Source organism: Salinibacterium sp. NG253, assembly GCF_015864945.1.
In the GTDB taxonomy this organism is placed as follows: domain Bacteria; phylum Actinomycetota; class Actinomycetes; order Actinomycetales; family Microbacteriaceae; genus Rhodoglobus.
Genome location: NZ_JADYWF010000001.1, coordinates 1 through 10,017, shown reverse-complemented (window position 1 = coordinate 10,017; position 10,017 = coordinate 1). Strand labels below are relative to the sequence as shown.

Here is a 10,017-nt window from a genome sequence, read left to right as displayed (position 1 = left end):
GCCCCTAGATCAGCGAGCAGCAGCACTCCAGTGCTCCCCCACTGCGCCTTAGCGAGCGCGCGGATGCGCCGTCGTGTACATATCGCGCAGCGTGTCCGCGGTGACCAAGGTGTAAATCTGGGTCGTCGCCACCGATGAGTGTCCCAGCAGTTCCTGCACCACGCGAACGTCGGCACCGCCCGAAAGAAGGTGCGTCGCAAAGGAGTGCCGAAAGGTGTGCGGCGAGATATCGATCCCGAGTTCTGCACGCTCGGCAGCGGCTTGGATGATCAGCCACACGTTTTGACGAGACAGCCGAGCCCCACGCGCCCCTAGAAACAGTGCCGGGGTCGCCGCGCCTTTCGCCGAGAGCACGGGACGAGCGCGCACGAGGTACTTCTCGATAGCCGACTGCGCAAAACTGCCGACGGGAACGATGCGTTGTTTGTTGCCCTTGCCGAGCAGGCGCACAATGTCGCCGTCGATCATGTCGTCGACGTTGAGTGCCGTCACCTCAGAAACGCGGGCACCGGTGGCATAGAGGAGCTCAAGCAGCGCAGTGTTGCGAAGCGAAATGACCTCATCGCCCGGGAAAGATGCCAGAACGGCAGCCATCTGGTCGATCGTGATCGCCTTCGGCAATCGCATCGCTTGCTTCGGAATCGCGACGGTATGCGCGACGTCCTCCACCGCGAGCGATTCGTCGACGAAAAACGTGTGCAGCCCGCGCACTGTCGAGAGCATCCGCGCGACCGAGGAGGCCGCGAGCGGACGCTCGGCATTCACTCGCAAGCTGTGCGCAAATGCGGTCACGTCATCCGCTGTCACTGCGGCGGGTGTGCTGAGACCGCACGTGCCAAGAAATGACAAGTAGCCGTCAAGATCGCGGCGATACGCGGCGAGAGTATTCGCCGAAAGACCGCGCTCAATTGCCAGGTGCCGCAGATAGCGCTCTGCGGCGATCGCAATCGCGCTCTTCGCAACGGGACGCGCCGGCTCGGTCATGTCGCTCAACCTACCGCGAGAGGCTATTCAGCGTAGTTTCGCGGATGCCGTGGCCACGGTGCGTCGGGTTCGCCGAGCGTATTCCAGCCACGGTCGCGTCCGAGCTGCGCCGCCAAGAGTCCGATGCACAGGATCGAGTTCTGCACGCGCCGCTCGAGAACCGCCTCAACGGCATCCTCCAGCGGAACCCAGCGCAGCTCAATACCGGCTTCTTCCGCATAGCGGTCAAATACTTCCCCGGTCGCGCTCACGCCACGGGCCAAGTAAATGCGCACGGCTTCGTTGCTTCCGCCGGGCGAAGTCAGCATTTCGCTGAGCACATGCCACGACTCGGCTTGCAGGTCAGTTTCTTCGGCCAATTCGCGCTGAGCCGCCAACAGCGGCGACTCATTCACGACATCGAGCAAGCCAGCCGGTAGCTCCCAATCACGCAACCGCACCGGATGCCGGTACTGCTTGATCAGGAGCACTCGGTCGCGCTCATCCATCGCCAGCACCGCAACGGCGCCGGTGTGGTTCACAAATTCGCGGGTGATCGCAGAGCCGTCGAGCTGAAATCGCTCGCGGTCGACGTTCCACACGTGGCCAGCGAACACCGTTTCGGTGCTCAGCAGCTCCGGTGCGACGCGGTCGTCGCTGAGTTCGTTATGCATCATCCTGCTCAGTCACCTCAAAGAGGCGGCTGGACTTTTGGCGCTCAATTGCAGCAGCGACCAGTCCGCGGAACAGCGGGTGAGCACGATTGGGGCGCGAGAGCAGCTCGGGGTGAGCCTGCGTTCCCACGTAGTAGGGGTGAACTTCGCGCGGCAACTCGACGAATTCGACGAGGGTGCGGTCGGGCGAGATTCCGGAGAACTTGAGTCCGGCATCCGCGATCTGCTGGCGGTATTCGTTGTTGACTTCGTAGCGGTGACGGTGACGCTCGGCGGCCGTCGGCGCTCCGTAGATTTCTTCAACGATGGAGCCGGGCTCGAGGTTGGCGTTGTAGAGACCGAGACGCATCGTGCCGCCCATGTCTCCGCCCGCAATGATGTCGACTTGCTCGGCCATTGTTGCGATGACCGGATACTTGCTGTCGGCATCGAATTCCGTTGAGGATGCACCCTCGAGGCCCGCCATATCGCGAGCGTATTCGATGACCATGCACTGCAGGCCAAGGCAAATGCCGAGGGCGGGGATGCCGTTCTCACGAACGAACTTCAGCGCGCCGAGCTTGCCTTCGATACCGCGAACACCGAACCCACCGGGAACGATGATTCCGTCGAGATCGGAAAGCTGTTTGGCCGCACCTTCGGGAGTTTCGCACTCGTCAGAGGGAACCCAACGGATGTTTACCTTGGCGCTGTTGGCGAACCCACCGGCGCGCAGTGCCTCGGTGACCGAGAGGTACGCATCGGGCAGGTCGATGTACTTGCCCACGAGGCCGATCGAGACCTCGTTTTTGGGGTTGTGCACGGCTTCGAGCAGTTCGCTCCAGCCATCCCAGTTCACTGACTTCGCTTCGAGCCCGAGCTGGTTGATGATGTAGGCGTCGAGGCCCTGGCTGTGCAGCATTTCGGGGATGTCGTAGATGCTGGAAGCGTCGGTAGCGTTGACGACGGCGTCCTCTTCAACGTCACACATGAGCGCGATCTTGCGCTTGTTGGACTCGGAGACGGGGCGGTCGCTTCGCAGCACGAGAGCATCGGGCTGGATGCCGATCGAGCGCAGTGCAGCAACGGAGTGCTGGGTGGGCTTGGTTTTCTGTTCGCCCGAGGCAGCCATGAACGGCACGAGCGAGACGTGAACGAAGAAGACGTTCTTGCGGCCGAGTTCGTGGCGAACCTGGCGAGCCGACTCGATGAACGGCAGGCTCTCGATGTCGCCAACGGTTCCACCGATTTCGGTGATGATGACATCGGGCTGGGGGTTCTCGCCGTCGAAGGGGCCGGCGGCTTGAAGTCGCATGCGGCGCTTGATTTCGTCGGTGATGTGCGGGATGACCTGCACGGTGTCGCCGAGGTATTCGCCGCGACGCTCTTTGGCAATCACTTCGGAGTAGATCTGTCCGGTAGTGACATTGGCTGCCTGATTGAGCTTGATGTCGAGAAAACGCTCGTAGTGCCCGATGTCGAGGTCAGTTTCGGCACCGTCATCGGTGACAAAAACTTCACCATGCTGGAAGGGGTTCATGGTGCCGGGATCCACGTTCAGATAGGGATCCAGCTTCTGCATGACGACCCGGAGCCCGCGTGCTGTCAGCAGGTTTCCGAGACTCGCCGCCGTGAGGCCTTTACCGAGAGAAGAGACGACTCCTCCGGTGACGAAGATGTGCTTTGTTACGACCGCGTTTTTATTGTCCACCACGGGGTTCCATCCTATGCCTCGTTGAGCAGTTTTGTCGCCGCGCAGCGGTGTTTCGTTATCGGCTTAACAGCTAAGGCCGGCAGCGAGGCCGGAAGTGAGGCTGAAAGTGTGCGCGAAACTGTGTCCGAACGTGTGTCCGAACGTCAGCGCCCGAGAGCAGCGTTTTCGAGGTCGTGCGCGGTCTGAATCAGTTCGCGGGCGTGAGCAAGGCCAGACTCGGAGTCGGGCAATCCCGAGAGCAGTCGCGCCATTTCTGCGATGCGCGCCTCCCCCTCCAACTTGTGAACACTGGAGGCCGTGACCGATCCGTCGTCGCCCTTGATGACGCTGAGGTGGTTGTCGGCAAACGCGGCCACTTGCGCCAGGTGCGTGACAACAATCACTTGGGCGGTGCGGCTCAGAAGAGCAAGCCGCTTGCCGATTTCGATCGCAGCGGCACCGCCGACACCGGCATCCACTTCATCAAAAATAAAGGTCGGAACCGGGTCGTTGCCCGCAATGACGACTTCGATCGCGAGCATCACCCGCGAGAGCTCTCCTCCAGAGGCACCCTTGCCAAGCGGACGCGGCGGAGCGCCGGGGTGCGGCTGCAACAGGATCGCGACTTCGTCTTTGCCACTCAACGAATAGTCGCTGCGGTCTTCGACCGTGACAACGATTTCAGCGTTGGCCATAGCGAGGTGGGTGAGCTCGTCGGTGACAGCGGCAGCAAGTCTCGCAGCACTGCGAGACCGCACGTCGCTGACCTTAGCTGCGAGCTCGATCAGTTCTGACTGATCTGCTTCGACTTGAGCCCGTAGCTCATCAATGCGCGTGGAGTCGTTATCGAGTTCCAGCAAGCGTTGGCTGCCGGTGTCGAGCACATCGACGACATCGTCGAGGCTCACGCCATGCTTGCGCACGAGAGCGGCAAGCTGGCCGCGACGTTCTTCGACCTGTTCGAGTTCGCGGCTGCCATCGGAATCCAGCCCGGCGAGGTAGCCAGAAAGATCAGTGGAAATTTCTCCCAGCGTGATGGATGCTGCCGCTAACGCCTCAGCGATTGCGGCAAGTTGCGCGTCATGCTCGGCGACCCGCTCAAGCCCTCGCTGGGCGCTGGCGAGCAAGGCCACCACATCGGAGCCTTCCTCCACGGCATCCGCCGACAGCACCGCGTGGGCGCCCTCAGCGGCAAGTCTCAGGCCTTCGAGGTTCGCCAGACGATCGGCTCGTTCTGTCAGTTCGACGTCTTCGCCACGGCGTACGTCAGCGGCTTCAATCTCATCGATCGCGACGCGGAGTTCGTCGGCCTCGCGACTGCGAAGATCGCTTTCCGCAACGAGTACATCGAGCTCACCCTGGGCCGCTTGCCAGCGACGGAACACAGTTTGATACTGCCCGAGCACGGTCGCAAGTTCGGCTCCCGCATAGCGATCGAGCGCGTTGCGTTGGGCCGTCGATGACTTGAGGCGGATCTGTTCAGACTGGCCGTGCACAACCACGAGCTGGTCGCCTAGCTCGGTGAGCACACCGACCGGAGCACTGCGACCGCCAACCACAGCACGACTGCGCCCTTCACGCGCAACAGTGCGCACCAGAAGAAGCTCTCCGTCGTCGAGGTCGCCGCCGGCGTCGCGCACGCGCTCAGCGACCGCAGACATGGGGTCAATGACCCAACGTCCCTCCACGGAGGCTTGATCGCTATCGGCACGGATCGCAGCGGCATCGGCCCGCTCGCCGAGCAGCAGCCCCAGGGCGGTAACGACCATCGTCTTTCCGGCGCCCGTCTCGCCCGTGAGCGCGGTAAACCCGGGGCTCAGCGGAAGTCGTGCTGAAGCAATAACGCCGAGGTCGCGAATGGAGATCTCTTCGATCACGAGTCGGTTCCCCCCTCCGATGCTGGCCCACGCCATCCGTTGACCGGCAAATTGAATTTCTTGACAAGGCGATCGGTGAACGGTCCTTGCGACAGTCTGGCTAGTCGCACCGGCACCGGTGAACGTCGCACGATCACACGGGCACCGCGCGGAAGATCGAAAGCGCGTCGGCCGTCGCACCACAACACACCAATACCCATATTGCGATCGAGTACCTCAACGGCGAGGGCCGAGTCTGGCCCGACAACGATGGGGCGCGCAAACAGCGCGTGAGCGCTCAGCGGAACGAGCAAGAGAGCGTCGAGGCTCGGCCAGACCACCGGGCCACCGGCGGAGAACGCATAGGCGGTGGATCCGGTCGGCGTGGACATGACAACGCCGTCGCAACCGAAGGATGACAGCGGTCGGCCGTCGACTTCGATGACCACTTCAAGCATGCGCTCGCGACTCGCCTTTTCGACGGTCGCTTCGTTCAACGCCCAAGTTTCGTAGACGACCTCGGAATCAACCTTCACCCGCACCGACAGCGTCATGCGCTCTTCGACGAGGTAGTCGCGGGCAAGCGCGCGTTCGACAGTGGATGTGAGTTCTTCGCGTTCGCTTTCGGCCAAGAAACCGACGTGACCCAAGTTGACGCCCAGTAGTGGCGCGCTGCAGCCTCGCGTGAGTTCCGCGGCGCGGAGAATGGTTCCATCGCCACCCAGGACGATCACCAGCTCGAGCTCTCCGGTTTCAACCTCGTTGCCGAGTCGCGAGACTGGCGCGAGATCAGGTTCAGCCTGCAAAATCGTTTCGTAGCTATCGGGAGCCAACACCGGAACGATTCCCGCGCTGATGAGTTGACGGCACACCGAGATGGCGGCAGTAAGGGACTCCGCGCGGCCGGTGTGAGCGATAACTAGGATGTGGCGATTAGAAGCATGAGAGTTCTCGGACTGCACCGTGCCCCTCTCATTCGTAGTGATTGTGTGATTCGACGCCACCAAGCGGATGGCTCTAGGCGATCGCAGAAACCTGCGTTAACCATTCTGTCGGATTGCTGCCTGACCGTGCGCTCAACCAGACAAGATACTCACGGTTTCCTGCGTTACCGGCTATTGGTGAGGAGATGACACCGGCCGTGCCGAGTCCTAGATCCCACGCTGCCCACAACACGCCCGTGATAGCTTCGTCGCGCAGGGCCGCGCCGTGCACGATTCCTTCGCGAATGTTCGTGCGACCAACCTCGAACTGTGGCTTTACCAGCAGCACGTAGTCAGCGCTCTCCCCCACCGCCGCGTAAAAAGCAGGCAGCACGGTGCGAAGCGAAATGAACGACAGATCAGAGACCACAAGAGTGGGAGTCTCGGATGTCCCGCTCAACTCCGCCAGAGATTCAGCGGTGAGATAGCGGGCATTCTCTCGCTCGATCACGCGCACTCGGGTATCCGACCGGATCAGGTCGACGAGTTGCCCGTGGCCGACGTCGAGCGCGATAACTTCACGAGCACCTCGTTCGAGCAAGACTTGGGTGAAGCCGCCGGTCGACGCGCCAACATCGAGCGCGAGCTTGTCAGTCGCGTCGATGCCGAAGGCGTCGAGACCCGCCACAAGTTTGTGGGCGGCCCGACTTACGTAATGGTCGGTCTCAGCGACCTCGATGACGTGGTCGTCATTCACCGGAGTCGATGCTTTCGGAATCGCGATTCCTGACACCGTGACGAGACCGTCGGCAATCAGTTTGGCGGCGTGGGTGCGAGAACGCGCCAGACCGCGAGCAGCGAGAGCTGCGTCGAGCCGCACGTTAGCCATTGCGCGAAAACGCGTCCTTGCCCTCGAGCTGCTGCTGCAGTTCGTCGTGAATCTGGGTGAAGGCAGCGGCACGAGTTTCGAGCGGCTGGTCTTCGATCAGGCTCAATCGTGACATCAGTCCGTCGACGGGTGATTCATCGCTCATGCTCATGAATATAGCTCCGCTGGCACTTCGAGGGCGTAAATGGCGCTCCCCGAGCTCCAAATTGCTGCGGCGCCAGCGCGCAATCGGTCGATGGATGTTCCGGCCGCAGTCACGGTCAGTCGCTGCCCTTCGAGGCGCACTGTCGCCGTTCCCACCGTCGTCACGACGGCGGCGCCTTCTTGGGTAACTTCCGTTTCCGGATAGGGCTCATGCAGCCCACGCAGATCATCAACGATCATCGTCGGTCGCTCATCCGGGATACACGCCAGCACTTGCTTTGCTTGGTCAATGCCTGTCAGAACGAGAAGCGACGGGATGCCGGCCCGGTTAGCCCCGAGAATGTCAGTGTCGAGGCGGTCGCCAATCATCAACGCTTCGCGTGACTCGTAACGAGCAAAGGCCTCCTCGAAGATGGCCACTTCTGGCTTGCCAGCGACGATCGGCAAACGCCCAACGGCGGAATGTACAGCTGACACGAGAGTGCCGTTGCCGGGAGCTGTGCCGCGAGCCTGGGGAATGGTCCAGTCAGTGTTAGTGGCGATCCAAGGGATTCCGGAGTCTCCGCCCTTGAGCGCGAACGAGGCTTCTGCGAGATCCTTCCAGCCCACGTGCGGAGCGAAGCCCTGCACGACGGCCGCTGGCGAATCATCAGCCGAGCGGGTGACCACGAAACCTGACTTTTCAAGCTCGTTCGTCAGGCCGTCGCCGCCAACAACCATGATGGTCGAACCGGCAGGAACGATATCGCGCAACAACCCCATGGCCGCTTGCGGCGAGGTCACCACGTCACGCGGTTCCACCGTCAGCCCGAGTTCGCTCAAGTGCTCAGCAACGGATGCATCGGTGCGCGACGCATTGTTCGTAATGTAAGCAACTTGAGGGCCATCAATCGCGTTCATGCTCTCGACGGCATACGGAATCGCATCCGGTCCGCGATAGATCACTCCATCGAGGTCCGCGAGCACGAGTGCGACGCCCGTGAGGGGTGTCTTAGCTGACACGCTCGCCCGGCTCGTCGTCGTTTCTGTCCGCTTCGTCAGCGACTTCCAGAGGCCCATCGGCATCCTCAATTTCTACTACACCGTCATCTGACGCGTCGAATTCAAGCTCTTCTTCAACGACTTCGATCATGTCGTCTTCGTCATCGCCGAGTGCTGCTTCTGCAACATCGGCGCGAGAGAACCAGATGGCCGCCTCATCGTCGCGACCGAGCTCTTCGAGCACGGTTCCGTAGGCACCGAACAACGCCGGGCTGTACGAGAACGCCTTGTCGGGGTCGAGCTGCGGAATCTGCAACTCCACGAGCGCTTCTTCCGCGTGACCGAGGTCGAGGCGCGCGCCAGACATCGCAATAGCCAACTCAACTTGAACGGCTGAAGACAGCGTGCTGCGCTTCACTGAACGCCCGAGTTCGAGGGCCCGCTCAGGGCGCTCGAGTCCACGTTCGCTGTCGACCATCATGGGCAGCTGATCGTCACGACCAGTGATACGACGGTAGGTGCGCAATTCGCGCAACGCCAAAGCGTAGTCAGCGGTCGCATACGCCGTAATGGCGAGAGTTTCGCGAACGACTCCAATGCGGCCTGCACGACGAGCAGCCGAAATGGCGTGCTGGTGGGCAAGTTCAGGATCTTCCTCGATGAGGCGCGACACCATCACCAAGTGCAGGGCAACGCCTTCTGCATTCTCCTTGCTGAGAGTCTTCAACTCGTTTGAGGCAACCCGGTCAAGCATTTTGGGCGTTACGCCCTCCGGAATCTCGGGAGCCTGGTGGTACGCACGAACCGAGCGGATGCCGAAAGGATCGCGATCCTCTTCAGGCTCACGTTCGCTAGCGTCGCGGTCTCCGCGCGCTGGCGCACCGCCCTTGGTCCACAGCCGTTTCTCGTCGGGGCCACCGCGGCGATCGGATCCACGGTCCGGACGGCCGCCGCGCTCGGGGCGCCCTGAGCCATCGGAACGGAACGGGCGTGCCGGCCGCTCTCCCCTATCGGGACGATCGCCGGAGCGTGGGGGGCGACTATCGCGGTCGCCTGAACGAGGAGGTCGTGAGTCGCGGTCACCGGAGCGCTGCGGGCGACCATCACGGTCTCCAGCGGCATCACGGCGGGGGCGACGGTCGTCGCCAGCGGAGGAATCTCGACGCGGCGCACGATCGCTGCCATCAGCGTCGCGTCGCGGACGACGGTCAGCACCGGCACTATCGCCATCGCGGCGTGGACGGCGGTCATCGCCTTCGGGTTTGTTGCGCCACGGACGGTCCGAGCCGGATGCCGGCTTACCGCGGGCTGGTCCACCTGCGGCGTTGTCGCGGCGTGGCCTTCCATCGCTTGGTCGTCCCTCACCTGGACGCCCACCAGTGGGACGTCCACCAGATCGGGGCGCGCCAGAGCGGTTTCCGTGGGGTCGGCTGTCGTGCCGGCCGTCATTTTCTGAGGAATCGCTCATTCGTTGCTCCTGATTTTGGGGTGGGGACTTAACGCAAAATAGCCACCAGCTGTGTCTATCAAACACAGTGNAGGTCCCCCTTGCAGTACCATCGGCGCAGAGAGTCTTAGCTTCCGGGTTCGGAATGTAACCGGGCGTTTCCCTCTCGCTATGGCCGCCGAAACACTATTGATTTATGTATCAGTCTGGGCCAGAAACATGCTCTGACACTGCCCCGAAGGACATGTGCCTAGCTGTGTTAGCTGGGCGCAGTTCCCGACCGTAAATCGGGAACCACAAAGTGGACGCGAGAATTCTTCTCAGTCACCATTCGACAACCCGAGGGTTGCCCAGTGAGGTGGGGTGTTATCAATTTATCGACTTATTAGTACTGGTCAGCTCCACAGGTCTTTAGTCCCTGCTTCCACATCCAGCCTATCAACGCAGTAGTCTAGCTGCGAGTCTCTC

General features: G+C 61.8%; 9 protein-coding genes and 1 rRNA gene. All 10 read right to left on the bottom strand.

Annotated elements, in window-relative coordinates; genetic code table 11:
* Positions 1–48: 48 nt before the first annotated feature.
* The 10 genes from I6E52_RS00050 to rrf all read right to left on the bottom strand — a co-directional run bounded on the left by I6E52_RS00050 (position 49) and on the right by rrf (position 9,732).
* A complete protein-coding gene (locus I6E52_RS00050) occupies positions 49–984 on the bottom strand; it encodes a site-specific tyrosine recombinase XerD (RefSeq protein ID WP_197154076.1) in 936 nt (311 codons plus the stop codon).
* Between the two features lie 23 nt (positions 985–1,007).
* The gene (locus I6E52_RS00045) at positions 1,008–1,640 is read right to left on the bottom strand and encodes an NUDIX hydrolase (protein ID WP_231601704.1); all 633 of its coding nucleotides are present in this window, start codon (positions 1,638–1,640) and stop codon (positions 1,008–1,010) included.
* Positions 1,630–3,330, bottom strand: coding sequence for a CTP synthase (locus I6E52_RS00040; RefSeq protein ID WP_197154075.1), 1,701 nt, complete (start codon positions 3,328–3,330; stop codon positions 1,630–1,632). Before I6E52_RS00040 ends, I6E52_RS00045 begins: the two co-directional genes overlap by 11 nt.
* Before the next feature lie 143 nt (positions 3,331–3,473).
* The gene (gene recN / locus I6E52_RS00035) at positions 3,474–5,186 is read right to left on the bottom strand and encodes a DNA repair protein RecN (RefSeq protein WP_197154074.1); all 1,713 of its coding nucleotides are present in this window, start codon (positions 5,184–5,186) and stop codon (positions 3,474–3,476) included.
* A complete protein-coding gene (locus I6E52_RS00030) occupies positions 5,183–6,127 on the bottom strand; it encodes an NAD kinase (RefSeq protein WP_197125102.1) in 945 nt (314 codons plus the stop codon). The genes recN and I6E52_RS00030 overlap by 4 nt, the downstream gene beginning before the upstream one ends.
* A 55-nt stretch (positions 6,128–6,182) precedes the next feature.
* Positions 6,183–6,977, bottom strand: coding sequence for a TlyA family RNA methyltransferase (locus tag I6E52_RS00025; protein ID WP_197154073.1), 795 nt, complete (start codon positions 6,975–6,977; stop codon positions 6,183–6,185).
* Positions 6,970–7,122, bottom strand: a complete 153-nt coding sequence (locus I6E52_RS00020) for a hypothetical protein (protein WP_197125323.1) — start codon at positions 7,120–7,122, stop codon at positions 6,970–6,972. The genes I6E52_RS00025 and I6E52_RS00020 overlap by 8 nt, the downstream gene beginning before the upstream one ends.
* A 2-nt stretch (positions 7,123–7,124) precedes the next feature.
* Positions 7,125–8,180: an HAD-IIA family hydrolase gene (locus tag I6E52_RS00015; protein WP_197156797.1), complete on the bottom strand. Its 1,056-nt coding sequence runs from the start codon at positions 8,178–8,180 to the stop codon at positions 7,125–7,127.
* Positions 8,113–9,570, bottom strand: coding sequence for a primosomal protein (locus I6E52_RS14240; protein WP_231601702.1), 1,458 nt, complete (start codon positions 9,568–9,570; stop codon positions 8,113–8,115). Before I6E52_RS14240 ends, I6E52_RS00015 begins: the two co-directional genes overlap by 68 nt.
* Positions 9,571–9,613: 43 nt before the next feature.
* Positions 9,614–9,732 (bottom strand): 5S ribosomal RNA (gene rrf, locus I6E52_RS00005).
* Positions 9,733–10,017 lie beyond the last annotated feature (285 nt).